The sequence below is a fragment of the Mycolicibacterium wolinskyi str. Jessa 2025 genome, assembly GCF_049241375.1.
GTDB classification, from domain to species: domain Bacteria; phylum Actinomycetota; class Actinomycetes; order Mycobacteriales; family Mycobacteriaceae; genus Mycobacterium; species Mycobacterium wolinskyi.
Window position 1 is genome coordinate 2,134,406 of sequence record NZ_CP185960.1, and the last position, 25,141, is coordinate 2,159,546.

Sequence of the window (25,141 nt, forward strand, 5' to 3'; positions counted from 1 at the left end):
AGACACTGTGCGATTGACCGTACTGGGATGCTCCGGCAGCGTTGTCGGCCCAGATTCGCCAGCTTCTGGCTACCTCGTCACCGCACCGGACACGATCCCGATGGTTATCGACTTCGGCGGCGGTGTGCTCGGTGCGCTGCAGCGCTATGCCGATCCCAATTCGGTCAACGTCCTGCTGTCGCATCTGCATGCCGACCACTGCCTGGATCTGCCCGGCTTGTTCGTGTGGCGGCGGTATCACCCGATGCCGGCGACCGAGCGCGGGCTGATGTACGGGCCGGCACACACCTGGTCTCGGCTGGGCGCCGCATCCTCGCCCGAGGGCAACGAAATCGACGATTTCTCCGACATCTTCGAAGTTCGCCACTGGGAAGACGGCAAGACCGTCGAGCTCGGCACACTGAGCGTGACGCCGCGGCTGGTGTGTCACCCCACCGAGTCCTACGGCATGCGCTTCACCGATCCGTCCGGCGCCACCCTGGTCTACAGCGGCGACACCGGGTACTGCGATGCGCTCGTCGACCTGGCGCGCGGCGCCGACCTGTTCCTGTGCGAAGCGTCATGGACGCACGACCCATCGCGACCACCCAAGCTTCACCTTTCCGGTACCGAGGCCGGCCGCGCGGCCGCCGCTGCCGGCGTCGGTGAATTGCTGCTCACCCACATTCCGCCGTGGACCTCACGCGAGGACGTCATCAGCGAAGCCAAGGCGGAGTTCGACGGCCCGGTGCACGCAGTGGTGTGCGGCGAGGTCTTCGATGTCACTCGGGGCGGTGTCTGAGAGGGAACGTCGTACCGACCCGATAGGGTTGGCGCGTGTCCAGACGAGAAGATGGGCGGCTCGATGACGAGCTGCGTCCGGTGGTCATCACCCGCGGCTTCACCACACATCCGGCCGGGTCGGTATTGGTCGAGTTCGGCCAGACCCGGGTGATGTGCACGGCATCGGTCACCGAGGGGGTACCGCGCTGGCGCAAGGGGTCGGGGCAGGGCTGGCTCACTGCCGAATACGCGATGTTGCCCGCGGCAACCCACGACCGCTCGGACCGCGAATCGGTCAAGGGTCGCGTAGGCGGGCGCACCCAGGAGATCAGCCGGCTGATCGGGCGGTCCCTGCGCGCATGCATCGACCTTGGGGCATTGGGGGAGAACACCATTGCCGTCGACTGTGATGTGTTGCAGGCCGACGGTGGCACCCGCACCGCGGCGATCACCGGCGCCTACGTCGCGCTCGCCGATGCGGTGACATACCTGTCGGCGGCCGGGCGGCTGTCGGACCCGCGGCCGCTGTCGTGTGCCATCGCGGCGGTGTCCGTCGGCGTGGTCGACGGGCGCGTGCGCGTCGACCTGCCCTACACCGAGGACTCCCGCGCCGAGGTGGACATGAACGTCGTCGCCACCGACACCGGCACGCTCGTGGAGATCCAGGGCACCGGTGAGGGCGCGACGTTCCCGCGCTCGACGCTCGACAAGCTGCTGGATGCCGCACTCGGGGCCTGCGAGCAGCTCTTCGTCCTTCAGCGCGAGGCGCTCGAGCAGCCGTATCCGGGCGTGCTGCCGGAAGGCCCGGCGCCGAAGAAGGCCTTCGGAAGCTGATATCGGGGTGACTCAGCTACTGGTCGCCAGCCGCAATCCCAAGAAGCTGGCCGAGCTGCGACGCGTGCTCGACGCCGCCGGGGTGTCCGGGCTTGAGCTCCTGTCGTTGGCCGACGTGGCGCCGTTCGACGAGGCGCCCGAAACCGGCGCCACGTTCGAGGAGAACGCGGAGGCAAAGGCGCGCGACGGGTATGTCGCGACCGGAATAGCCTGTGTCGCAGACGATTCCGGCATATCGGTCGACGCGTTAAACGGTATGCCCGGGGTGCTGTCGGCACGGTGGTCCGGCGTACACGGGGATGATGCGGCGAACACTCGGCTACTGCTCGCGCAGCTGTCCGATGTGCCTTCCGAGCGGCGGGGCGCGGCGTTTGTCTCGACGTGCGCGCTGGTGTCCGCCTCGGGGTCTGTGGTGGTGCGCGGGGAGTGGCCCGGGACGGTCACCCGCGAGCCCCGCGGTGACGGCGGCTTCGGCTACGACCCGGTGTTCCTGCCGGAAGGGTCGACACGTACCGCGGCCGAGCTCACGCCCGCCGAGAAGGACGCGGCCTCACATCGTGGGCGTGCGCTCGCCTTGCTGGTGCCCGCGCTGCGGGAGTTGGCTGCCCGTCGAGTGTGAGCTTGTGATCGACTTTTCAGCCGCATCTAGAACACAAGCCAACGTTCGGCGGGTTACAGACCGAAGCGCTGCTTGATGTCTCGGGTGTTGAAATGCTCGACGATGATGCCGAGGAACGGGATCGTGCCCGACAGCAGGACGCCGATCGTCTTACCGATGGGCCAGCGGATCTTGACCGCGAGGTTGGCCGTGAACATCAGGTAGATGAAGTACACCCAGCCGTGCACCACGCCGATCCAACCCGGTGGATTGTCAACCTGCACGATGTATTTGAGCACCATCTCGTAGCAGAGCGCGATGAGCCACAGGCCGGTCGCCCAGGCGAACACGCGGTAGCCGAGCAGCGCCTTGCGGATGGTCTCCTTGGGGGTCGAGACCTCGCCTTCGGCTTCGGCGGGGGATTCGGGTGACGTCATCTATCGGTCCCTGTCTTTCTTCTCGGGCATGGCATCCGACTTCGCCAGCTCGGCAAGGTATGCGTTGTACTCGGAGAGAGTCCGGTCGCTCTCGTCGCGGGGCGCGGGCTTGGGCCGTTCGGGCAGCAGGCCCGCGGGAATCTCGGTGACCTCGTTCTTGGGCCGCTCAGGCGGAGCCTCTTCATACCGGACGAACTTGTAATAGGCATAGAAGCAGAAGCCCGCGAACATCGGCCACTGCAGGGCATAGCCGAGATTCTGGAACGTGCCCGACGCCGACTCATAACGGGTCCACTGCCACCACGCCAACCCCAGGCAGCCGGCGGCGCCAAGGATCACCAGCAGGATGAGCGCTGGTCTCCTACGGCGTGTAGTGGACATTCGTCCATGGTACGGCGAGGTGCTTGGGTTGCTCCCGTGCGCTCAGACTTTGGGACCGATGAACTCGTCGAGGCGAGCGGTCGCTGCCTTGCGGTACACGGCGACGTCGTACTTGCTGGGGCGGGTCCACGGAATTCCCAGCTCATCGAGTGCCTCGCAATACAGGCCGCGGATGTCGTCGGATCGATTGGAGAAGTGATAGCGAATGCTCTTGACGCCCCGATCGTCGGCGACCACACGGCAGCCGTCACTGTGGATCAATCCGCGGACAAACTCCTCGGTGGCTTCTTTGACGAGAGTTTTCTGCCACGGTTCAAGCCGTATTGGTCTCGTGTGCTTCTTGCCTGGACCGTGCTGCGGAAGCAAGCACGGCCAATGGTTCGAGCAGTGAGAAACATCGGCACAGTTATCTTTGCGGCGGACGATAGCGGCATGTTGCCCGGGCATGAGAACATCGATCGCTTCACGGCAGCTATCGATGATTCCCGGGTACTTCGTGCCAAGCGTGATCCTCAGACGCCACGTCCGAGCTCCTCGCGAGATGCAGCCGTCGCCGAGATACAGCCCGAGGACATAGCAGTAGGCCTTTGGAGGAAGCGCGGAAAAGTCATGGACGGCGCAGTGGCCCGAAGAATCAGTGGCATACCTGTCTCGGACGCCGGGCTTGCACCGCCACTGCCAGACCGTCTTACGAGGGATTCCGGTGCGACGTGAGATCTCGCAGTCGTTCAGTCCGGCCGCGATAAGCGTCATCACGTTGCTGAATTCCTCCGCCGATCGCATGCGGCATGCCCTCTCGCTGGGTGGTGCCTCGACGATATTGGCGCCGTCCGACACAATCAGTGGCGACAGTGGGCGGTACCATCGTGAGCGCCGCGGGCGTGATGAAATTGGCAAACATGCGGGCTTTAGGTGCCCGTGCTCGGAAGAGTTTGTGGGTTCGAGTCCCACCGCCCGCACTCAACTCACATGTGCCTCGCAAACGCGCTATCGCATGCGATACCAGGTTTCAAGACCGGTACTGGCTTTCGGAGCCGTCGATGACCGGCGCGCCCCGTAACTCCTCCCGCAGTGACGCGATCTCGGCTCGGAGCTGATTGATGTGGGCGGCTGTGGCCGCCGCGGTGGCGGTTTCGTCGACCGTGACACTCTGCACGATCCACGACGCGATCGTCGCGGTGATCGAGCCGACCAGGCTGATCCCGCCGATCATCAAGAGCGCCGCGATGACTCGACCCGTCGTCGTGACCGGGTACATGTCGCCGTAGCCGACGGTCGTGATGGTCGTGATCGCCCACCAGACCGCGTCACCGAAGTCGGTGATGTGGGCGTCCGGTGCCCCGCGCTCGGCCTGCAGGACGGCCAGCGATGCGACGTACACAAGTAGGACCGCGCCCGAGATCGTGTACAGGACTACCTTGCCGCGAATGGCGTTGCCGACGGCTTTCTGCAGCACGCTGATGAGCACGATGAGGCGCAACAGCCGCAGCGGCCGCAGCAATGGCAACAGGACGATCATGAGGTCGAACAGGTGCGTCACGAACCACTGCTTGCGGTCCGGCGCCAGATAGAGCCGGGCGACGTAGTCGGCGGTGAACACCGCCCACGTGAGGAGGGTCGCCATGTTGATGGCACGAGCGGCCAGCCCGTGGGGCTGGACGAGGACCTCAACCGTGTATGCCGCCAGGAACACCGCGGCCACCGCCGCAAGCGGCCACTCGGCACGGTGTTCCCAATTGTCGAGGCGCCGTTGCTGCATCGTCACGTCAAGGAGTGTGCGGCACGGCGCCTCGGTTTGTCAGGCGACCCCGGCCGGCATCGCATTGCCTTCACCGTGTTGAGGATCGCGACGATGTTGTCGACGTCGGAATCGGGGAACACGCCGTCGGGTCCGGTTGGCGAATGATCGGTGTAGGGGGCTCCTAGCGGCGGGCGGGCTCAGCTCCCAGGGCCCAGCCAAAAGGACGGGGCCGGAGTCCGCACGCCGGCACGTTGTCGCGTTGTGAACCGGTAAAGGCCGCCGCACAACGGGTGCGGCGCAACGCTGACGTTGGTCAGGGATTCGCCTGGGATTTTGACCCGTTTAGCTGTGCGGGCACATTGTATTGGCATGGCCTTGGTAGCCGCTGAATGTGCGAGACGCGTAGGCCGTCGACTGAGACCAGCCCGACTCGCCCGTTCAACGCGGCCAGCTCAGTGACGTCCCTGGCCAGGGGTGACAGCGTTAGGTGAAGATGTTGATAGCGAGCAGTACCAAGCCATAGATCGCGAAGCCGATTGGGGTGGCCAGCACCGCGGCGACTGCCAGCTTTACTGACCATGGCTGGCGCTCCTTCAGGCCGAGCCTCTGTGCCACCAACCGGATCAAATCCCTGCCTTCTCTTGAGTTGAACCGGTAATTGCCAACGGCCTCAATGCGGCCACGGTCGGTCAATGTCCAGATTTTCTCCCGAGTGAACGCCGGTATCCGTCCGCTTTGCATCTCCCACGAGAAGGCGAACCGAGGAACTCCAGCCGCAAATTTCAGTCGGACCTTTCGGTCAGTGATCGTGAAATACGAGGCGTGCTCGACTACCCGCCAACGAAACGTCGACGTCAATCCTGTGTGGTGGAACAGGCCCCACCACTGAGCGTTGTCGACGTCGAGTTGCACATCGAAGCCTTTTTTGGTGTCGATCACCCTGTAGGGGGTGTCTTGGGTAGCAGCTGCGACAGCGTCGCGAAAGGCGCTCACCGAGTCCTTCCTGCATTATTACCTGCATCGCACGGGATTTCGTTGTTCTGAAGTTGCTGCTGACCACGCCGTGAGTGCAACTCCGACAGGGTGGCGGCCCTTTGTGAAGTCCTCAGTACCTCGTTAACGCTGGCACGAGATCGCACCGAGGAAGCCGATAAAATTGATTGATAACTGGACGGACACGTGCGGGCAAACATTCGTATTCCAACCATGCGATTGCCAGTCGGCCAATTATCCGGCTGGTTTGTCGTCAACCTTGAAGTCATATTTAATATCCGACTCGTCTACGGATGTCGTGGTGACCGTTACGCCTGCACGTAGACCGTCTTTCGTCGCGAACGAAGCGATGCACCGCTCAGTTGCGCCAACAATCCCTTCCAATGGGCCGTCGCACGAGACCGACTCGATCGGAGCGCCCGTTTTCTCCGTGATGGCTTTTTTCACACCGCTTTCAAGTTCGGCTTGGGGAATCTTCGGTGTTGCGTCCCCAGGCGTGCTCTTCCCGCCGACAGTTACGGAGCATCCAGGAACGCTCGATAGTGCGACGCCTACTACCAAGGCTGCTACGAACAGCGCCGGACGGGAAGGGCCAGCGGAAGTCATCAAGTTCTCCGATCGGGTAGTGCTCTCGATGTCACAGGCAATGCCCGGTATCTTAATCGCACGTCGTCGCCAACGTTATGCGACTATCTCCAGCTGTAGATTATGATGCGCCGCTGAGCAGTCCCAACAAGGCCCAGCACTAGGCCCCTGAGTGTAACTAGCGTCGCTATAAGTCCTGCCCTCTGGGGCCGGATGTTTGCAGGACGGCTACGGATAGAGCGCCGGTTTATCTTTTTCATCAACGGAAATCTCTTTCCATCGCACTAGCCTAGGCGAAGTCGTGATTCGTGCCTCTCTTGCTGCCCGAATTGGATGGTCAGAATCTAAGCACTCGCGCATTGTCTAGCCGGTGACGACTCGTAGAGACTTCAGGAACTCGGCAAATTCACTACTGCACGAGGAGTATTGTTGTGTGGATGCGCTGAAAGTGATCTCTAGAATGTGTGTTTTACCTTCTGTTGTTGGTGTCGCAATTGTCATGTGAGTTAGTTTGACTGCAGCACCGCTAACCAGAATGAACTGCATGTCCTGGCCGAATTCGGCGGGTGACTCCTTCGTTATATATCCCGACCTTGTGATCTCCAATGCGATCGTGCTGGCTCGTTTGCGTTCGGCATACTCGAATGCAAACTCGTTGAGGTCAATATCGGAAGAAGGGAGGAGGTGTTCGGTGATGACGATAACTGGTGTCTGGTGAGTGTAATGATCCGCAGTCCGAACGAATACCGCTGATGCGTTCCCGCTGCCGAACTGTGCGGGATCTACACTCGACCATCCGACAGGGACGTCTGCATCGAAGCGAATAGTGTGCGTCGTCATTATCGGCCTATCCCGCGAACCATTCCAACAGCTTCTTGAGGTTTCCAGTCACTTCCTTCGGGTCGATGGTTACCTCAAACAGCGCCGTAGCGCCGAAGCCCCACGCTCGGCCGTAATGTCCTCCGATAGCGAACTTGCCGTCATCGGTCGTTCCGACGTGGAAGTCGCTTGCTGCACCAGCTCCCGCGATTTCCGTGATGCCACCGGTAATGCCAACGCCATGTGAATTAAACTCAATCTTTTGCGACGAGTGGATCCCAGCTGCCACATCGCCGCCAACTTGACCTCCCGACGGGCCTGCGGTGCCGGAAAGGCTTCCTCGCGCACCGATCGCGCCATCTAAATGGCCTTTTACTTCGACAGGACCGAGATTCGTCGTGGCGTTGGCTTCGCCCTCCGCCAGGCTTGCGCGTCCCTGTGCCGATCCCGTCGCCCCGTCTTTGCGCAATTCGTAGCCGGCTTCGCCATGGGCCCCGAGCACCTCTGCGCGCCAGTCGTATTCCCCCACCGGCCCTTCAGCGCCGCCAACCTTCTCCCAGAGTGCACCTCCGTGTTCACCGGTCTCGCCTTTGGCGATCAGGGGACCTTTGGGTTTATTGACCCTGATATCTTCGCCCCACGCGCCCACTTTGGTCCCTGGTGGTGGCTTTTCGTGCCGCCCATCCGGCGGCTTGAGGATGTCTTTGCTTTGCGGAGTCCCCCGAGACCCTTCGATCGACCTCTTCTGTTCGGGAATCGGAAGGCCAGGATGCGGTTGCTCGTCCTCGTTGCCTGGTTTATCGTCCTCGGGGTTCAGCTTGATTGTGTTGTCTACCAGGTGGACCGTGGCGTCCCCTCCCTGGTCGTCACCGTCGAACCGGATCCCTTCCAGCTCACCGGCTTTCGTCTGTAGCCGCTGTCCGACGAGGGTATCGGTCTGCATCAGTCGCTCGGCGTACCAGCGAATGTCCTCTGCGTGCTCAGTGGCGGCCTTGTTCCGCTCGACAACCGTGTTGACGTCATAGCGACGTCCGTCGGTGACCGATAAGTCTTCGCCGACCGTGAACCCGTCTTCCTCGGCTGCGTTGATCGCGTCCAGTGCTTCGCGCTTAGCCGCGTTGATGTCGTTGACACCGTTCTCGGCGATGCCCGCAGCCTCGAGCAGCGCGCCGTTCTGACTGCCGACTACACCAATGTCAACGGTCACCCGAGTCAGCGCGGCGTCCTTCGCGTCGCCCTCCCACGTGGTGCCTCCCGGCGAGACGATGTTCTTCCGGTGCTGGTCGAATGCCTCCGAGGACGCGGCGGCGGCCGAGCGCCAGGCCGCGGCGGCGTCGGACAGGTGAGAGGTGCTCCACTCCTCGAGCCCCGAGCGCGAAGGTAGAGCGCCGCCAGAACCCGAAGGGACTGCGCTCACACGCTCACCGTCGTGATGGCGTCGGAGCCGTCTTCGTCGGTGGTGTCGTAACGTGCACCGCTCACCGACAAGTCGTCGGCCTGCTCGCTCATCCGCCTCGACTGGCGGCCCTGCACCACGACGAGCGCAGCGTTGACCACGGCAACGCCCGCACCGCTGGGCTGCGACGCGGAAGGTCCGCCCAGGACTGCGCCTGTGAGAGCCGCGGCTGTGACACCGCTACTCGCAGCCGCCGCGCGCAGACCGTCAGCGTTCGCGTTCAGTTCGTTTGCCATGTCAATCCCCCAACACACTAACTCGCCGACAATCGAGGCTACCGCAGCTTTGCCAGCGAGCGTCACACCAACCAGTCCACCTCGCCACAGGTCCTCGGCATCGTAATGCCGGCGCTAGCTTCCAGGTCATCGGTAATTCGCGACCACGCCTCACCAGTATTAGCTCATGGGCGGTCAAAGCAAGCCTGTATTTATAAGTGCTTTGAAGCGCACTCAGTACCGCGGACCAGCTTGGTCCGGCGGCATCTCCAATCCGCGGGAGGTGATCAAACCGACCCAGCCCGAGCGCTACCGCTCGAACTCGCCGGCCAGGTACTCGTTCCGGCACGCGTTGCGCGCGAGTTTCCCGCTCGTGGTGCGCGGGATGACACCGGCCGCGACCATCCGCACGTCGGCGACCCGGACCTGATGCTGACGCGACACCGCGGACCGGATCGCATCGACGATCGGCCCGGGCTCGGCGCGGCCCGCACCCGCCGCGCGCTCGGCGACGACCACGAGTTGCTCACCGCGCTCGCCGGGTACCGAGAAGGCCGCGACGTATCCCGAGCGCACCGCACGCGATGACAGGCTGACCGTGGTCTCGATGTCGGTGGGGTAGTGGTTGCGGCCGTCGATGATGATCATGTCTTTGATCCGGCCGGTCACGTACAGGTCGCCGTCGACGTAGACACCCAGATCGCCGGTGGCCAACCACAATCCGTCGTCGCCGACGCCTTCGGCGTGGCTGCCCGTCTCGAGGCGGGTCTGCAGCTTGTTACCGAACACTCGCTGCGACTCATCGGGACGGCCGAAGTAGCCGCGGCCGACGTTGTTGCCGTGCAGCCAGATCTCTCCGACCGTGCCGTCGGCCATCTCGTCGCCATCGGGCCCGGCGATCACGACCCATTGGTTGGGGATCGCGCGGCCGCACGACACGTGCGCGACCGCACCCTCGGCGCTCGCGTCGACGATGACCGCCTGCCCGGCGTTGAGCTGCTCGCGATCCAGGTAGATGACGCTGGCGGTCTCGTGCGGGGCGATGCTGGCCACCGACAGCGTGGCCTCGGCCATGCCGTAGGACGGTTTGACGGTCGTCGCGGGCAGCCCGTATGGGGCGAACGCGGTCGTGAACTCCTCGATCGAGGACATGGTCACCGGTTCGGACCCGTTGAGCAGCGTGACGACATTGCTCAAGTCGATCGACTCGCCCGTCGGGGGCAGCCCGCGTTGTGCGCACAGTTCGAATGCGAAGTTCGGCGCCGCGGCCAGGGTCGGCCCGGTGGCGGCCTCCTCGGCGAGGCGTTTGATCCAGCGGTAGGGCCTGCGCACGAACGCCATGGGGTCCATCAGGGTGATGTGGTTGCCGCACAGTGCTGGGAACATGATCATGATCAAGCCCATGTCGTGATACAGCGGCAGCCAGCTCACGCCGCGGATGCCCATCTCGAGGTCGCCGGCGAGAATCATCTGGATCACGTTGGTACACACGTTGCGGTGGGTGATCTCCACGCCGGCCGGGGTACGGGTCGAACCCGACGTGTACTGCAGATAGGCGATGTCGTCGGTGTCGCGGGCGACCTCGGTGAACATCGGTGCGAGTGAATCCGGAACCGCGTCCACCGCGATCATGCGTGGCCGCTCCGCAGCCGGCAGGGTGCGCAGGAAATTGCGCACCGACTCCGACGCGGCGGTCGTCGTCAACACCACGGTCGGCTTGGCGTCGGCGAGCACGGCGGCCAGCCGTTCGGCATGGCCGGCAAGGCTCGGCGCGAACAGCGGGACGGCGACATTTCCGGCGTGCACGGCGGCGAAGAACGCCGACACGTAATCGACGCCCTGCGGCGCAAGAATCGCGACCCGGTCGCCGGGCGAGGTGACCTGCTGCAGGCGTGCACCCACCGAGCACACCTGCGACCACAGCCCGTTCCAGCTGAGCTCGATCACGCGCCCGTCGGGATCGGTCGAGTAATCCACGAAGCGGTACGACGGTGCATCGCCGAACCTCGCGCGGTTGCGATCCAGGAACGACGTCAGCGTCACGCCGTCGGGCACCACGATGGTGCCGTCGGCATTGACATAGTCCTCAATGCTGGACTCAACGGCAGTGTTACCCAAGGCATCCCGACCCATAGCACAGACACTAGTAGTGGTGCTAAGTAACCAAGGAACCGGAGCGGCATGACAGTTGTCACCGCTTCGGCATATTTGTGATCTTGATTACAGATTGAGGCGTTATCGCGGCCCGTCGACGGCATAGGTGCCGCTGTCGTCAATGAATTCGACGGTCACCTGCCGCACGGTGGCGTTGATGTCCACCGCGCACGTGAAGGTGGCGCCGACCTTCACTTCCGGGTTGCGGCCGTTGTTGCACGCGACGGCTGCCACGTCGTTGGCCCCGTACCCGTGGATCGGGTTCGACAGGATCTCGGCGACGCCGGCTTCCGCTTGTCGGACGTCGAGGCGCGTACCGCTCGACTCGCCCAACTGCCAGACCGCCAGCCCGACGGCGACGAGCACGACTGCGCTTGCCGCGGCCCCGGCGATGAGCCAGCGACGCGAACGGCCGCGCGGCGGGGTGCGAACCGGGTGCTGCGGTGGGGGAGGGACCGGCGCAGGCGGCCGAGGGGCGGGCCGCGGTGCGGCGTGCTGCGGTCGGTGGCCGGTGGGTCGCGGCGGTTGCCACGCCGGCGGGCGACCCGACGGGGCACCTGGCGGCGGCGCGCCGCCGGGCCTGACCCACCAGGGCTGCTCGGGACCGCTCATCGTTTCTCCTCCGCTGCGCTCACGGGAACCGCTGGTAGCACTGGGCGTCGTCACCTTGCAGGCCGGACCGATACGCGAGGATCCGGCTGAACCCCGCCCCCAGGAGCGCGCCGTTGACATCGCTGGCGGCCAGCCCATTGGTGAGCAGGCCGCTGATCGCCTCGTCGGTGTCGCCGGCAGACAGCCGGATCGCCTGGTCGGGTTCGGCCATCTTGGCCTGCGCCACGCCCGTCAGGCATCCGGTGCGCATGGCCGACACCGGCGTATCGATCGCGAGCCCTCTCTGGTGCTGTACGGCGAGCGCATAGCGCGACGTCAGCACCGATATCGCGGTGTTGTCACCCTGCAGCAGTTCCTGTTCGTCGTTTTCGTTCTTGGCCTCGCCGAGGGCTTTCAGGCCAGGCAGGTCCACCGTGATGGTGTTGGCCGACGGGCAGTACGACGCCGGCGGCGAGGGTTTGGCGTCGGGGCATTCGGCGGGTTCGGTGCTCAGCTTCGGCGGAGTGGCCGGAGCATAGATCTGCCCGAGCACCTCCATCAGATCGGTGAGCAGGTCGGTGGTGATCGTGGTGTTGCCGGACTGCGTCTGGCCGAAGAACTCGGAGTCGAGGAACTTCGGGAGGTCTCCGCGCCGCTTCTTGATCTCGGTCATGTCGATCGCCGCGCATTGGTCGACGTTGCCGCTGAACCCGATCTGGAACGCGCTGACGCGGTCGAGTGCCGACCCGTGTTCGTTGCCGGTCATGACCGCGTTGAGTTGTGTCATCAACGGATCGCGGATGTAGATCAGGCCGGCGAGCACGTGGTTGAGTCCGTCGCCGGTGCTTAGCTCGAAGCGCGGTGAGTTCCCCGCCGCGACCCAGCGCAGATACACCCCCGCGAAGCAGTCGGCCTGCTGCTCGGACACCAGCACGGGCGTCGAGCGGTCGACGAGTCTGGCCTGGTGCTGAACGGCGTGGCCGTACTCGTGGGCCATCACGCCGACGACGCCCATCTGGCCGAAATACTGTGCCGCGACCGGGATCGCCACACCGCGGTCCCACGCCATCACGTCGGCGTTCGTGCAATAGAACGCATTCGTCAGCCCCTGTGTGTTCTGGCCGCAGATCTCCAGCCCCGGTTCTTGGTCGGAGTTGAACGACACCACGCGCTCGACGGGCGTGAACTCGCCGAACAGCGACCCGCCTCCGTAGTTCTGCGACCAGAAGTCTTCGATGTCGTCGATCGCCAGCAGCGCCAGATTGTCGATCTGGCCCCCGTCGGTGTTCTCGGCGCTACGGGCCGGCGCCGGCGCATCGGGACGGACCCCGCTGTGGCCCTCGGTCACCGGCAAGCCGCCGACACGGTTGGGATCGAACAACATCGAGGTCGCCTTACCCTGAACCACTGTGCCGCTGCCGCACCCCGCCAGCAGGACCGCGCAACACGCCAGGCTGACCCACCAGCAAAGCCGCCCCAACTGATCCGCCTTCCCTGCGTTCACCCATGCCAGTTCTACCCGCTCCCGCCGGTGTCCCGCATTCCACCGGGGCGACAATGGCACCGGTATGAACACTTCCGACGAGCTTGTGGCCCGACTCGTCTCGCGCGCCGATCTCGTCGTCTCCGGCGACATCACGGTTCTCGCCGTGACGCCGAGCGCACGCCGATCCGTTTGTGCGGACAATCACGGCTCGATTCGGTTGCCACAATGGCCCTTCACCAGCCAGAATCAAGATCGTAAATTCTGGAATGATTCCAGAAAATCAAGACGATGGGATATGTTGCGATGGCAATTTTGTCGATTGGTGCTCAGTTTCCGGAATATGACCTGACCGCCGTCATCGGTGGAGATCTCTCCGAAGTCGACGCCAAGCAGCCCGACGACTACTTCACCCGCGTGACCGACAAGGACCACGACGGCAAGTGGCGGATCATCTTCTTCTGGCCCAAGGACTTCACGTTCGTGTGCCCGACGGAGATCGCCGCGTTCGGCAAGCTGAACGAGGACTTCGAGGACCGCGACGCCAAGGTCATCGGTGTGTCGGTCGACAACGAGTTCGTGCACTTCCAGTGGCGCGCTCAGCATGAGGATCTCAAGAAGCTGCCCTTCCCGATGGCTTCGGATCTCAAGCGTGAACTCGCGCTTGCGACCGGCGTGCTCAACGCCGACGGCGTCGCCGACCGCGCGACCTTCATCGTCGACCCCAACAACGAGGTGCAGTTCGTGTCAGTGACGGCCGGTTCGGTGGGTCGCAACGTCGACGAGGTCCTGCGCGTGCTCGATGCGCTGCAGTCCGATGAGCTGTGCGCGTGCAACTGGAAGAAGGGCGATCCGACGATCAAGGCCGGCGAGCTTCTGGCCGAGGCGGTCTGACGATGAGCATCGACAACATCAAGGAAGCGCTCCCGGAGTACGCCAAGGATCTCAAGCTCAACTTCGGCAGCATCGTCAAGTCGACCGAGCTGACCGAACAGCAGCTGTGGGGTGCGCTCGTGGCGACGGCCGCCGCGACCAAGTCCCAGCAGTTGCTGCGCGAGATCTCCGAGGACGCACTCGACGTGCTCAGCGCGGAGGCCTACCACGCCGCACTCGGCGCGGCCTCGATCATGGGGATGAACAACGTCTTCTACCGCACCAAGGGCCAGTTGGACGGTCGCTACGACGATCTGCGGGCCGGTCTGCGGATGAACATCATCGCCAACCCGGGCGTCGAGAAGGCCGATTTCGAGCTGTGGTCGCTCGCGGTGTCGGCGATCAACGGATGCGGGCATTGCCTCGCCGCACACGAGACCGTGCTGCGTGACGCCGAGGTGTCCCGGTCGACGATCTTCGAGGCCATTCGCCTGGCATCGATCGTCTCGGGTGTCGCCCAGGCGCTCCTCACCGCGGAGACGCTCGCGGCGGTCTGACCCCGGGATTGCCGACGTTTGTCACGCTGGAGTGGCTGTCGAAGCCGAATGCCACTCCAGCGTGACAATGGCGCCGCAAGGCATCCCGCCGAAGCCGCTTACGCGCATAACCAAGGCGGTAAACTCCCTTCTCGCATCACGAGAGGCGGGTTTCTGTGACAGCCACCGGGAACGAGGCCGCGGTCCGCAAGGCCATCACGGGCGCTTCCATCGGCAACGCCGTGGAATGGTTCGACTTCGCCATCTACGGCTTTCTGGCGACCTACATCGCCGCCAACTTCTTCCCGGCCGGCAATGAGACGGCCGCCCTGCTGAACACGTTCGCGATCTTCGCCGCGGCATTCTTCATGCGCCCGCTCGGCGGGTTCGTGTTCGGCCCGCTCGGCGATCGCCTGGGCCGCCAGCGCGTGCTGGCGGTGGTCATCCTGCTGATGTCGGCGGCCACACTCGGCATCGGCCTGCTGCCCACCTACGCCACGATCGGTGTCGCCGCGCCACTGCTGCTGTTGCTGCTGCGCTGCCTGCAGGGCTTCTCGGCCGGCGGTGAATATGGCGGTGGCGCAGTCTATCTCGCCGAGTACGCCACCGAACGCCGACGCGGCCTCACGGTCACGTTCATCGCATGGTCGGGTGTGCTCGGTTTCCTGCTCGGCTCGATCACCGTCACGCTGCTGGCGGCGTCACTGTCACCCGAGGCCATGGACAGCTACGGATGGCGAATCCCGTTCCTGATCGCCGCACCGCTCGGATTGGTCGGCCTCTACATCCGGCTGCGACTCGACGACACCCCGGAGTTCACCAAGCTCCACAAATCGGACCGGGTCGCCAAATCGCCACTGCGCGAAGCGGTCCGGACCGCACGAAAGCCGATACTCCAAGTCATCGGCATGTTCATCGTCTTCAATGTCGGCTACTACGTCGTGTTCACGTTCGTGCCGACCTACTTCATCAAGTCCCTGCAGTTCAGCAAGACCGAGTCGTTCGTCTCGATCACGCTGGCCAGCCTGACCGCGCTCATCCTGATCTTGCCGCTCGCGGCGTTGTCGGACCGCATCGGGCGCAAGCCGCTGCTGATCGCCGGTTCGGTCGGCTTCATGGTCTTCGCGTACCCGCTGTTCCTCCTGATGAATTCGGGCTCGGTCGTGGCGGCGATCGTCGGGCACTGCCTGCTGGCCGCGATCGAATCCGTGTACGTGGCGACGGCGGTGACGGCCGGGGTCGAACTGTTCGCGACCCGGGTCCGCTACAGCGGCTTCTCGATCGGCTACAACATCGCCGTCGCGGCGTTCGGCGGCACCACACCGTACGTCGTCACCTGGTTGACGGCCGCGACCGGCAACCATCTGGCGCCCGCGCTCTATCTGATCGCCGCCGCGATCGTCTCGGTCACCACCGTGTTCACGCTGCGCGAAAGTGCGGCGCGCCCGTTGCCCGGTTTGGAACCCGCGGCCGACGAGCAACGTGCCACGATGTCACCGTGAGCACCACCAAGGGGCGACCGACGAAGGCCGACGTCGCCAGACTTGCCAACGTCTCGACCGCGACGGTCAGCTATGTGCTCAACAACGTTGAAGGGCAACGTATCTCAGAACAGACCCAGGCCGCGGTGCGCAACGCCGCGGCCCAGCTCGGCTATCGGCCCAACCTCGCGGCACGCAACCTCGCGGTCGGCGGCAGTGGCGTGGTGCTCTACATCGTCGGCCGGCTGTCGCTGGGCAACTTGCCGATCGAAGTCGGTAGCCGGCTCACCACCGCGCTCGCCCGGCACGGCATCGTGTTGTCCCTTCAGTTCGAGACCGACGATGACCGCAACGTCGTCGACGCCATCGCCGACCTCAATCCGGTGGCCGTCACCAGCACGTTCCCGTTGACCGGCAATGCGCTCGCGGCGGCCACCGCGGCGGGCATACCGCAGATTCACCTCGGCAGCTCGCAGTTGCATGCGATCGGCGCGCTGGATCGCAGCATCGGTGAGATGCGCGTCGAACACCTGGCGTCACGGGGCCACACCCGGCTCGCGTTCGCCTACACAACCGACGAGGAACTGCGGCCGCTCGGCGACTACTGGCTGGTGGGTCTGCGCGCGGCCGCGCAACGCCGAGGGCTGCCGGAGATCGGTGTGGCCAGCTTCGCCGCCGACGGTTCGAATGCCGCCGAGATCGTTTCGGGCTGGGCCGCCGACGGCGTGACCGCGATCTGCGCGCAGAGTGACGAGACGGCGTTCGTCGTGCTGCACGGACTCCGTCGTGCCGGGTTGCGGTGTCCACAAGACATGGCGGTGATGGGCGTGAACGCCATCGAACTGGGCGCGGTCAGTGCGCCACCGCTCACGTCGGTGTCGTTCGACGCCAAGGCAATCGTCGACGTCGCGGTCGCGGCGATGATGTCTGAGCTGGGCTATCCCGCCGACCAGGAACCCAGTAGCGCCGGTGTGGCGACCCTCATCGTGCGCGATTCCACTTAGATTCCGTCCTCGCCGACGTTGATCCGACCAAGTCACTTACGCGCATAACCATCCGTGTGTAAACTCCGCTCTCGGACACAGAGAGGCGGATTTTCGTGACAGCCAGCGCCACCCGGAACGTGTACTTCGACCCCTACGACGTCGAAATCAACGCCAACCCGTACCCGACGTTCGCGCGTCTGCGCGAAGAAGCACCGCTGTACTACAACGAGCAGCACGACTTCTATGCGCTTAGCCGCTTCGCCGACGTCAACAAAGCGCTCATCGACCATGAGACCTTCAGCTCAGCCCGCGGCGCGATCATCGAGTTGATCAAGGCCAACATCGACATCCCATCGGGGGCACTGATCTTCGAGGATCCGCCGATCCACACGACCCACCGCAAGCTGTTGTCGCGGATGTTCACGCCCCGCAAGATCAACGCGCTCGAACCCAAGATCCGGGAGTTCTGCGCACAGTCGCTCGATCCGCTCGTGGGTGCCGGAAAGTTCGACTTCATCACCGACTTCGGCGCCGTCATGCCGATGCGGGTCATCAGCGCGCTGCTGGGCATTCCGGAAGATGACCAGGAGATGATCCGCGACCACGCCAACGAACAGTTGCGCACCGAAGCCGGAAAGCCCATGAAGGCGGCTCAGGAGGGGCTGGTCGACGGGTCCATCTTCGAGACCTACATCGACTGGCGTAAGAACAATCCCTCCGACGACATCATGACCGAGCTGCTCAACGTCGAGTTCACCGACGAGCACGGTGTGACGCGTCACCTCACCCGCGAGGAACTGCTCATCTACATCAACGTCGTGGCCGGTGCGGGCAATGAAACCACGACCCGGCTGATCGGCTGGGCCGCAAAGGTTCTGGCCGAACATCCCGACCAGCGGCGCCAGCTCGTCGAGAACCCGGCCCTCATCCCGCAGGCCATCGAGGAGCTGTTGCGGTACGAGCCGCCCGCACCGCACGTCGCCCGCTACGTCACCCGCGACGTCGAGTACTACGGCCAGACGGTGCCGGAGGGGAGTGTCATGATGATGCTCATCGGTGCCGCGGTCCGCGATAGTCGCCAATTCCCGCCGGACGGAGAGGTTTTCGACATCCACCGCGAACCACGCCAGCATTTGGCGTTCAGTGTGGGCACCCATTTCTGCCTCGGCTCGGCGCTCGCGCGCCTTGAGGGACGGATTGCGCTGGAGGAGATCCTGAAGCGCTTCCCGGAATGGGAGGTCGACTTGGACAACGCGGCCTTGTCACCGACTTCCACGGTCCGTGGCTGGGACTCGATGCCGGCGTTCGTGAGGTGACCGCCAGTCTGACCGTCCCGAAGGACTGGGACGAGATCACCCCTGGCTGGATGACCGCGGCGTTGTCCGGGCACCATCCGGACGCCGTCGTCGATGCGGTGAGGATCGACATGCGCGACGACGGGACCAACCGCCGTGCCCGCCTCGCGGTGACGTACTCCTCGGGCATCGGCCCGACCACCGTGTTCGCGAAAGCTGTTGACCCCGACCACAAGATCCTCATCAAGATGACGAGTGGTCTGCTGCACGAGCCGCGGCTGTTCAACTGCGGCGTGGATCTGCCGCTTGAGCACCCGACGGTGTACGCCGCGCCGATCGACGAGGCCGACGAGGATTTCCTGCTGGTCATGGAGGACCTCACCGCGCGCGGGGCAGATCCGCGCGATGCGACCCGGCCGCTAACCGTCGACGAGGCGGCCAGCGGAGTGTGCGGACTGGCGCGCATGCACGGAAAGTACTGGGATAAACGGCTTTCGGACAATCCGGCGCTCGGCTGGCTGGAACCGTTCCTGCCGTGGGGCGGCATGGAGATCGCACCGTTGCCTGCCGCGCTCGAGCGGTTGGGCGACGATGCCCCCGACGAGGTCATGGCGCTGACCATCGAGGGTCTCATCGACGAGATCTGGAAGCCCTACATCCGTAGCCTCACCCGTTCACCGCAGACGCTGCTGCACGGTGACCCGCACATCGGCAACACCTATCTGTTGCCGAGCGGGGAGGTCGGCTTCCTGGACTGGCAGGTGGCCCGCCGCGGCAACTGGTCGCTCGATCTCGGCTATTTCCTGCAGGGCGCGTTGACGATTGCCGACCGGCGCAGCAGCGAACAAGCGCTGCTCGTCGAGTATCGCGATGCGCTCGGGCTGCCGGCCGACGAGCTGCCCTCGATGGACGAGATCTGGCTGCGGTACCGCGCCTCGGTCGCGCACGGCCTGACGCTATGGCTGTGCACCGCGAGCGCGGGGGAGTTGTGGCAACGGCCCGACATCGCGCTTGCACTGGCACAGCGTTATTCGGCGGCCTACGCCGACCTGCACACCGCTGCCGCGATCGCCGACATCGCGTAGTCGGCCCGGCAAGACCGACGACATCGCAGAGCTACCCGGCCGCGCGTACGCCCGGTTCGTCCGCGTCGGCTGGCTCGTCGGTGATATGGCGCCACTGTTCGAAGTGCGCCGCCATCGTCGCCGCCGCGAGGTCCGGATCACGCAACCGCAGTGCGCCGACGATCTGTTGATGGATGAGATCGGTCCGGTAATGCCCGTGCTCGTCGGGCTCCTCGGAATTGATGGCGCGAACCCGTCGCTGGGTGAGCAGTTCGCGCAACACGTCCACCAGCCCGTCGGCGATCAGGTTCAACACCGGGTTGTCGACGATCCGGTAGAGGCAGCGATGAAAGTTGTAATCGGCGGCATCGGCTTTCTGGTGGTCGCCTGATGAAGAACCGTCGACCATCTGCTCGACGTAACCTTCGAGTTCGGCCAGATCGGCAGGCGTCGCCCTGACTGCAGCCGCACGAACGACGGTCTCCTCCAACATCTCCCGGCCGCGCTCGAGCTGATCGGTCGTGATGAGGCCGAGCCGCACGCTCAGATCGAAGTACAACCGCACGGGCGTCGGGCTGGTCGGGGCGAGGTGAATTCCGCTGCCCTGCGTGCGCGTCACCAGACCGAGAGACTCCAGCGCGGCGAGTTGCTCGCGGAGTGCTCCACGGCTGATGCCAAGAGTCTCGGCGAGCTGACGTTCGGTGGGCAGCCGCGCGATCGAGCCGTCCGAGGTGCGCGTCGCAGAACTCATGATCTGCTCGACCACGCGTTCCAGGGCGTCCATCGTTCACCTTCCACGATTGGCCGACCAATGTGACCGGCGTCTCCACTGTAGCGGAGTGACCGGTCGCGCGGTTGTCGGCCGCAGCGGGAATCCCGCACTTCAGCGCCGTCCTTCCGTGTGCTCGGCAACCGGGTTGACATGAAGTGACCCACGCCATACCGTATTGGTTCAACCAATTTGGTTCGACCAATGTGGAGGCAGTGTTGAGTTCCGTCACGTTCGTCGGCCTGGGCGCGATCGGCCTTCCCATGGCCGCAGTGCTCGCGAAGGCCGGCCATCGGGTCGTCGGTGTCGACCCGTTCGAGCCGGCGCGGCAACGGGCCGCCGAAGCCGGGATCGACGCTGTCGCCGCCATCGGCCTCGCCTCGAAAACGCCGATCGTCGTGGTCATGGTGGCCACGCCAGAGCAGTTGGACACCCTGGTGTCGGAGGCGGGGCAGGAACTGGGCGGCCAGACCTGGATCGTGATGTCGACGATCGGTCCCGACGCGCTGACTGCTGCCGCTGCGCGGTTGGCGGCCGCCGGGGCACGTGTCGTCGACGCCCCGGTTACCGGCGGAGTCGCCCGGGCCCAGACCGGCGAACTCGTCATCTTCGCGGCAGGCGCCCGAGACGACGTCGACGCGGTGCGCGATGTGCTCGACACACTCGGCACGGTCCGGTTCATCGGCTCCGATCTCGGCGGCGGGCAGGCGATCAAGGTGGTCAACCAACACCTGTGCTCGGTCCACATCGTGGCCGCGGCCGAGGCGTTGCACCTCGCCGATGCGCTGGGCCTGGACAAAGCCGCCGTACTCGACCTGGTTCAGCACGGTGCTGCCGGTTCGTGGATGCTCTCGGACCGCGGCCCGCGCATGCTCCTGGCCACCGACGCGCCGGTCACCAGCACCATCAACATCTTCGTCAAAGACAGCGGCCTGGTCGCCGATGCGGCCGCCCGCGCGGGCGCTCCGGTTCCGCTGCTCGACGTCGCTCGCTCCCGCTATCAGCAGGCCGGCGAGCTCGGCCTCGGACTCCGCGATGACAGCCGCGTCATCGAGACCTACGAATAACCGCATGCCACGTCCCTTCGACCCAGGAATACGATGACCGCACCACCGAACGACACCACCGAATCCCCTGCGCCGGTGAACAATCCACGCCGTGTGTCGATCGCCTCGATGATCGGCTCCGCGGTGGAGAGCTACGACTTCTTCATCTACGGCACTGCCGCGGCCGCCTACTTCGGCAGTGTGTTCTTCCACGCCGACGAGCCGATCGTCGGCGTGCTGGCATCCTTCGCCACCCTGGCCGTCGGGTTCGTCATGCGGCCGGTCGGTGGCTACCTGGCCGGCCACTTCGGTGACCGGTTCGGCCGCAAGGCCGTGCTGTTCTGGTCGCTGGTGGTCATGGGCATCGGCACCGTGCTCATCGGTGTGCTGCCCACCTATGACCAGATCGGCGTTCTGGCACCGATTCTCCTGATCGTGCTGCGCATGGTGCAGGGCGTGGGATTCGGTGCCGAGTGGGGCGGCGCGGTGCTGATGGCGGTCGAACACGCCCCGGCACATCGCCGCGGGTTCTTCGGGGCCATCCCACAGATCGGCATCCCGCTCGGGCTCGTGCTGGCGAACGGTGCATTCCTGTTGTCGAGCGCGTTGTTCGACGGCGACTGGGTCTGGCGCGCGCCGTTCCTCGCGTCGGCTGTGATGGTGGCCGTCGGCATCTACGTCCGGCTCGGCGTCAGCGAATCACCGGCGTTCGAAAAGATCAAGGACGCCAACGAGATTCACCGCCAGCCCGCGCTCGAGGTCATCCGGTCGGACTGGCGGATGATCCTACGGATCATCGGCCTGCGGCTCGCCGAGACCGGCGGCTACTACGTCGCCACCAGCTTTGTGTTGTCCTACGTGGGCCTCGCCTCGATCTCGTCGAAGACCGACGTTCTCACCGGCACGCTGGTCGGCTCCGCACTCGGTGTCGCGAGCCTGCCGCTGTTCGGCGCTCTGAGCGACCGCATCGGCCGCAAGCCGGTCTTCCTCATCGGCTCGGTCTTCACCATCGCCTTCGGCATCCCGATGTTCCTGCTGATCAACACCGGTGCCTTCATCATGATCGTCGTCGCGGTGGCGCTCGCACTTCTGCTCAGTCACGATCCGATCTTCGCGGTCGAATCGAGCTGGTTCTCCGAGCAGTTCCCGGCCAACGTCCGGTCCTCGGGAATCTCGTTGGGTTACAACGGTGCATCGGTGATCGTCGGCTTCGTGCCCTTCGTCGCGACGCTCGTCTACGGCGCGATGGGCTGGCTCGGCCCGGCACTGCTGTTCGTCGCGATGGGCATCATCTCCACCGCGCTGGCCGTGCGCACCCGCGAGACCGCACCGGCAAAGGCAACGTCCGAAACCCCCACCCCTCAAGTACAGGTTGCGTGACCGACATGACCACACTCACTGATCACCCCGCCGTGGCGCCCGAGCGGGTGCACCGCATCCGCGAAGCCGCTCTGCGCATCCGCCATTACGCATTGACCCAGGCCGAGGTCCAGGGCCAGGGCTACATCGGCCAGGCCCTCGACATCGCCGACGTGTTGGCGGTGCTCTACACCGACCAGCTGAATCTGCGCCCGGCGGAACCGGATTGGGAGGGGCGCGACCGGTGCCTGCTCTCGATCGGCCACTACGCGATCGCGCTGTACGCGGCGCTGGCCGAGGCGAAGTTCATCCCCGTGGAGGAACTCGACACCTACGCCACCGACGACTCCCGGCTACCGATGTCCGGCATGGCCGGATACACGCCCGGTATGGAGATCTCCGGCGGCTCGCTCGGCCACGGGCTCGGCATCGCGGTAGGAAAGGCATTGGGATTGCGCCGCAAGGACAATCCCGCGTTCGTCTACAACATCCTGTCGGACGGTGAACTCGACGAGGGCTCCACCTGGGAGGCCGTCCAGACCGCGGCGCATTTCCAGCTCGACAACCTCATTGCCGTGGTCGACATGAACAACCAGCAAGCCGACGGTCCGGCCCAGTCGATGCTGGGCACCGAACCGGTGCACGACAAGTTCACGATCAACGGGTGGGACGTGCGCCGCGTCGACGGCCACGACATCCCGGCGATCGTCGAGGCTCTCGAGGATCTGCGCGCACGCCGCGGCAAGCCCAAGGCGCTGATCTGCGACACGATCCTCGGCAAGGGCGTCGCGATGTTGCAGAGCCGCGACAAATTGCACTTCATGCAGGTCGCCCCGCAGGAATGGGCGCTTGCTCACCAACAGCTCGATGAGGGGTTCCGATCATGACCACCGCCACACCGAAGAAGCGGCTCACCTCCGACGCGATGATCGCCTCGATTGCCGAGGGCGACAAGGTCGTTCGCGCGCCGTTCGGGCATGCGCTGCTCGCCGCCGCGAAGGACAACCCGCTCATCGTCGGGTTGAGCGCCGATCTCGCGAAATACACCGACATGCACATCTTCCGCGATGCGATGCCGGACCGGTTCTATCAGGTCGGCATGGCCGAGCAGGTGCTGATGGGCGCGGCCGCCGGGCTCGCCGAGGAAGGGTTCGTCCCGTTCGCGTCGACGTACTCGGTGTTCGCGACCCGGCGGGCCTACGACTTCATCTGCCTCGACATCGCCGAACGCATGCTCAACGTCAACATCGTCGCCGCGCTGCCCGGTCTGACGACCGGTTACGGTCCCAGCCACCAGGCCACCGAGGACATCGCGATCCTGCGCGGCATGCCGAATCTGACGATCGTCGACCCGTGCGACTCCGTCGACATCGAACAGGCGGTGCCGCAGCTCGCGGCGAGCCCCGGACCCACCTACCTGCGGTTGCTGCGCGGCGCCGTGCCGACCGTGCTCGACGAGTACGACTACACGTTCGAGCTCGGTAAGGCCGCCAAACTCCGCGACGGCAACGAGGTGCTGTTCATCTCGTCGGGTCTGATGACCGAACGTGCGCTGCAGGCCGCGGCACAGTTGGAGGCCGACAACATCGGTGTCGCGGTCGTGCACGCACCGACGATCAAACCGCTCGACGAGGCCACGATTCTCGCCGAGATCGCCAAGGACCGCCTGGTGTTCACGCTCGAGAACCACTCGGTCGTCGGCGGATTGTTCGAATCGGTCGCGTCGGCCCTGGTACGCAACGGCGTATCGCGTCAGGTGTCGCCGATCGCGTTGCCCGACGAATTCCTCGTCGCCGGAGCGCTGCCCACCCTCTACGACCGCTACGGCGTCTCGACCTCCCGAATCGTGGAACGGGTGAAATCCGCCCTCTGAACCGCCCCCGTCCTCCGGGGCGGGCAGGCAAGATCGAGCCGTATCTACTCGATCGGTGAAGCGAGGTCTGCATGGCGGGTGTGGTGGTGACGGGTGCGGCGTCCGGGATAGGCCGGGCCAGCGCAGCGGCATTGATCGCCGATGGCCGTCGGGTTGCGTTGTGGGACATCGCACCCGACGTTCGTTCGGTGGCCGAGGAATTCGGGATGCCCTGGGCCGTGGTCGACGTCTGTGATACCGAAGCGCTGTCCGCCGCGGTCGACGAGGCCGCCGGTGCGCTCGACGGGATCGATGGTCTGGTGCATGCCGCCGGGCGCGTGATCCCCGAACCGGTGGGCGCCTACACGCAGGAATCCTGGGACGCGGTGCTCGATGTGAACCTGCGTGCGCAGGCGTTGCTCATGCAATTGCTGCTGCCGCATCTGCAGAAGTCCGCGAGCGACGGTGCAGCGCCCGCGGTCGTCGGTATCTCCAGCATCGAGGGACTTTCGGCCAACCCGTTCATACCGGCCTACTGCGCGTCCAAGGCCGGGTTGCTCGGCATGACGCGGTCCATGGCTGCGCAGTTGGGGCCCTTGGGTATTCGCGTCAACGCGGTATGCCCGGGCTTCATCCAGACGCCGATGCTCCAGATCGCCCTTGACGTCGAGGAGGTCCGCGTCGGCTTCGAGCAGGCCGCACCGCTGGGCCGGCTCGGCCAGCCCGACGAGGTCGCCGCCGCGGTGGCCTTCTTGATGTCGCCGAAGGCGTCGTTCGTCACCGGAACGTATCTCGTGGTCGACGGGGGAGTGACCAGCCGTCACGCGTAGG

General features: G+C 65.0%; 27 protein-coding genes and 1 tRNA gene. 15 read left to right on the forward strand and 13 right to left on the reverse strand.

Annotation, left to right across the window (positions count from 1 at the left end; genetic code table 11):
• Window positions 1-7 precede the first annotated feature (7 nt).
• The 3 genes from ACOI2T_RS10640 to rdgB are packed head-to-tail and all read left to right on the forward strand — an operon-like array spanning window position 8 to window position 2,215.
• On the forward strand, window positions 8-781 hold the full coding sequence (locus ACOI2T_RS10640) for a cyclic nucleotide-degrading phosphodiesterase (protein WP_067858138.1): 774 nt from the start codon (window positions 8-10) through the stop codon (window positions 779-781).
• 35 nt (window positions 782-816) lie between these two features.
• Complete coding sequence (rph, locus tag ACOI2T_RS10645) at window positions 817-1,596, forward strand: ribonuclease PH (RefSeq protein ID WP_409501181.1); 780 nt, start codon at window positions 817-819, stop codon at window positions 1,594-1,596.
• Between the two features lie 7 nt (window positions 1,597-1,603).
• A complete protein-coding gene (gene rdgB, locus ACOI2T_RS10650) occupies window positions 1,604-2,215 on the forward strand; it encodes an RdgB/HAM1 family non-canonical purine NTP pyrophosphatase (RefSeq protein ID WP_409501182.1) in 612 nt (203 codons plus the stop codon).
• 53 nt (window positions 2,216-2,268) lie between these two features.
• Here rdgB and ACOI2T_RS10655 read toward each other — a convergent pair whose 3' ends face one another.
• Genes ACOI2T_RS10655 through ACOI2T_RS10665 form a run of 3 tightly spaced genes read right to left on the reverse strand, consistent with a single transcriptional unit; the run spans window position 2,269 to window position 3,849 of the window.
• Complete coding sequence (locus ACOI2T_RS10655) at window positions 2,269-2,631, reverse strand: DUF3817 domain-containing protein (protein ID WP_067858130.1); 363 nt, start codon at window positions 2,629-2,631, stop codon at window positions 2,269-2,271.
• Window positions 2,632-3,012, reverse strand: coding sequence for a hypothetical protein (locus tag ACOI2T_RS10660; protein ID WP_409501183.1), 381 nt, complete (start codon window positions 3,010-3,012; stop codon window positions 2,632-2,634). It abuts the gene before it with no gap.
• A 42-nt stretch (window positions 3,013-3,054) separates the two neighbouring features.
• The gene (locus ACOI2T_RS10665) at window positions 3,055-3,849 is read right to left on the reverse strand and encodes a helix-turn-helix domain-containing protein (protein WP_421876508.1); all 795 of its coding nucleotides are present in this window, start codon (window positions 3,847-3,849) and stop codon (window positions 3,055-3,057) included.
• A 38-nt stretch (window positions 3,850-3,887) separates the two neighbouring features.
• Between ACOI2T_RS10665 and ACOI2T_RS10670 the strand changes: the two genes are divergently transcribed.
• A tRNA-Leu gene (locus tag ACOI2T_RS10670) sits at window positions 3,888-3,971 on the forward strand.
• A gap of 50 nt (window positions 3,972-4,021) precedes the next feature.
• Here ACOI2T_RS10670 and ACOI2T_RS10675 read toward each other — a convergent pair.
• The 9 genes from ACOI2T_RS10675 to ACOI2T_RS10715 form a co-directional block, all read right to left on the reverse strand.
• Window positions 4,022-4,771, reverse strand: coding sequence for a potassium channel family protein (locus tag ACOI2T_RS10675; protein ID WP_409501870.1), 750 nt, complete (start codon window positions 4,769-4,771; stop codon window positions 4,022-4,024).
• Between the two features lie 465 nt (window positions 4,772-5,236).
• Complete coding sequence (locus tag ACOI2T_RS10680; protein WP_409501185.1) at window positions 5,237-5,746, reverse strand: hypothetical protein; 510 nt, start codon at window positions 5,744-5,746, stop codon at window positions 5,237-5,239.
• Between the two features lie 234 nt (window positions 5,747-5,980).
• Window positions 5,981-6,352: a DUF4333 domain-containing protein gene (locus ACOI2T_RS10685; protein ID WP_409501186.1), complete on the reverse strand. Its 372-nt coding sequence runs from the start codon at window positions 6,350-6,352 to the stop codon at window positions 5,981-5,983.
• Between the two features lie 342 nt (window positions 6,353-6,694).
• Window positions 6,695-7,171, reverse strand: a complete 477-nt coding sequence (locus ACOI2T_RS10690; RefSeq protein WP_409501187.1) for a hypothetical protein — start codon at window positions 7,169-7,171, stop codon at window positions 6,695-6,697.
• Window positions 7,172-7,178: 7 nt separating this feature from the next.
• On the reverse strand, window positions 7,179-8,567 hold the full coding sequence (locus ACOI2T_RS10695; protein ID WP_409501188.1) for a hypothetical protein: 1,389 nt from the start codon (window positions 8,565-8,567) through the stop codon (window positions 7,179-7,181).
• On the reverse strand, window positions 8,564-8,842 hold the full coding sequence (locus ACOI2T_RS10700; RefSeq protein WP_409501189.1) for a hypothetical protein: 279 nt from the start codon (window positions 8,840-8,842) through the stop codon (window positions 8,564-8,566). The genes ACOI2T_RS10695 and ACOI2T_RS10700 overlap by 4 nt, the downstream gene beginning before the upstream one ends.
• A gap of 288 nt (window positions 8,843-9,130) precedes the next feature.
• Window positions 9,131-10,954: a fatty acyl-AMP ligase gene (locus ACOI2T_RS10705; RefSeq protein WP_409501190.1), complete on the reverse strand. Its 1,824-nt coding sequence runs from the start codon at window positions 10,952-10,954 to the stop codon at window positions 9,131-9,133.
• A gap of 102 nt (window positions 10,955-11,056) precedes the next feature.
• Complete coding sequence (locus tag ACOI2T_RS10710; protein WP_409501191.1) at window positions 11,057-11,587, reverse strand: DUF4333 domain-containing protein; 531 nt, start codon at window positions 11,585-11,587, stop codon at window positions 11,057-11,059.
• 19 nt (window positions 11,588-11,606) lie between these two features.
• The gene (locus ACOI2T_RS10715) at window positions 11,607-12,950 is read right to left on the reverse strand and encodes a neutral zinc metallopeptidase (RefSeq protein ID WP_409501192.1); all 1,344 of its coding nucleotides are present in this window, start codon (window positions 12,948-12,950) and stop codon (window positions 11,607-11,609) included.
• 405 nt (window positions 12,951-13,355) lie between these two features.
• Between ACOI2T_RS10715 and ACOI2T_RS10720 the strand changes: the two genes are divergently transcribed.
• The 6 genes from ACOI2T_RS10720 to ACOI2T_RS10745 all read left to right on the forward strand — a co-directional run bounded on the left by ACOI2T_RS10720 (window position 13,356) and on the right by ACOI2T_RS10745 (window position 19,305).
• Window positions 13,356-13,943, forward strand: a complete 588-nt coding sequence (locus ACOI2T_RS10720) for a peroxiredoxin (protein ID WP_409501193.1) — start codon at window positions 13,356-13,358, stop codon at window positions 13,941-13,943.
• Window positions 13,944-13,945: 2 nt separating this feature from the next.
• The gene (gene ahpD, locus ACOI2T_RS10725; protein WP_067858115.1) at window positions 13,946-14,479 is read left to right on the forward strand and encodes an alkyl hydroperoxide reductase AhpD; all 534 of its coding nucleotides are present in this window, start codon (window positions 13,946-13,948) and stop codon (window positions 14,477-14,479) included.
• Between the two features lie 155 nt (window positions 14,480-14,634).
• Window positions 14,635-15,960: an MFS transporter gene (locus tag ACOI2T_RS10730; RefSeq protein WP_409501194.1), complete on the forward strand. Its 1,326-nt coding sequence runs from the start codon at window positions 14,635-14,637 to the stop codon at window positions 15,958-15,960.
• Window positions 15,957-16,943, forward strand: coding sequence for a LacI family DNA-binding transcriptional regulator (locus ACOI2T_RS10735; protein WP_067858109.1), 987 nt, complete (start codon window positions 15,957-15,959; stop codon window positions 16,941-16,943). Before ACOI2T_RS10730 ends, ACOI2T_RS10735 begins: the two co-directional genes overlap by 4 nt.
• Before the next feature lie 95 nt (window positions 16,944-17,038).
• Window positions 17,039-18,241 (forward strand): cytochrome P450, encoded by a 1,203-nt coding sequence (locus ACOI2T_RS10740; protein ID WP_409501195.1) that lies wholly within the window; start codon window positions 17,039-17,041, stop codon window positions 18,239-18,241.
• A gap of 50 nt (window positions 18,242-18,291) precedes the next feature.
• A complete protein-coding gene (locus tag ACOI2T_RS10745) occupies window positions 18,292-19,305 on the forward strand; it encodes a phosphotransferase (RefSeq protein ID WP_409501871.1) in 1,014 nt (337 codons plus the stop codon).
• A 31-nt stretch (window positions 19,306-19,336) separates the two neighbouring features.
• Here ACOI2T_RS10745 and ACOI2T_RS10750 read toward each other — a convergent pair whose 3' ends face one another.
• Window positions 19,337-20,068: a FadR/GntR family transcriptional regulator gene (locus ACOI2T_RS10750; RefSeq protein WP_067858103.1), complete on the reverse strand. Its 732-nt coding sequence runs from the start codon at window positions 20,066-20,068 to the stop codon at window positions 19,337-19,339.
• 203 nt (window positions 20,069-20,271) lie between these two features.
• Here ACOI2T_RS10750 and ACOI2T_RS10755 point away from each other — a divergent pair, with 203 nt between their 5' ends.
• From ACOI2T_RS10755 to ACOI2T_RS10775, 5 genes are all read left to right on the forward strand, one after another.
• Window positions 20,272-21,120, forward strand: a complete 849-nt coding sequence (locus ACOI2T_RS10755; protein WP_409501196.1) for an NAD(P)-dependent oxidoreductase — start codon at window positions 20,272-20,274, stop codon at window positions 21,118-21,120.
• 33 nt (window positions 21,121-21,153) lie between these two features.
• Window positions 21,154-22,479 carry an MFS transporter gene (locus ACOI2T_RS10760; protein WP_409501197.1) on the forward strand — a complete coding sequence of 442 codons (1,326 nt, stop codon included), beginning with the start codon at window positions 21,154-21,156 and terminating at the stop codon, window positions 22,477-22,479.
• A gap of 5 nt (window positions 22,480-22,484) precedes the next feature.
• The gene (locus tag ACOI2T_RS10765; RefSeq protein WP_067858216.1) at window positions 22,485-23,345 is read left to right on the forward strand and encodes a transketolase; all 861 of its coding nucleotides are present in this window, start codon (window positions 22,485-22,487) and stop codon (window positions 23,343-23,345) included.
• Complete coding sequence (locus ACOI2T_RS10770; RefSeq protein WP_409501198.1) at window positions 23,342-24,331, forward strand: transketolase family protein; 990 nt, start codon at window positions 23,342-23,344, stop codon at window positions 24,329-24,331. Before ACOI2T_RS10765 ends, ACOI2T_RS10770 begins: the two co-directional genes overlap by 4 nt.
• 71 nt (window positions 24,332-24,402) lie before the next feature.
• The gene (locus tag ACOI2T_RS10775; RefSeq protein ID WP_067858095.1) at window positions 24,403-25,140 is read left to right on the forward strand and encodes an SDR family NAD(P)-dependent oxidoreductase; all 738 of its coding nucleotides are present in this window, start codon (window positions 24,403-24,405) and stop codon (window positions 25,138-25,140) included.
• Window position 25,141: the final 1 nt, after the last annotated feature.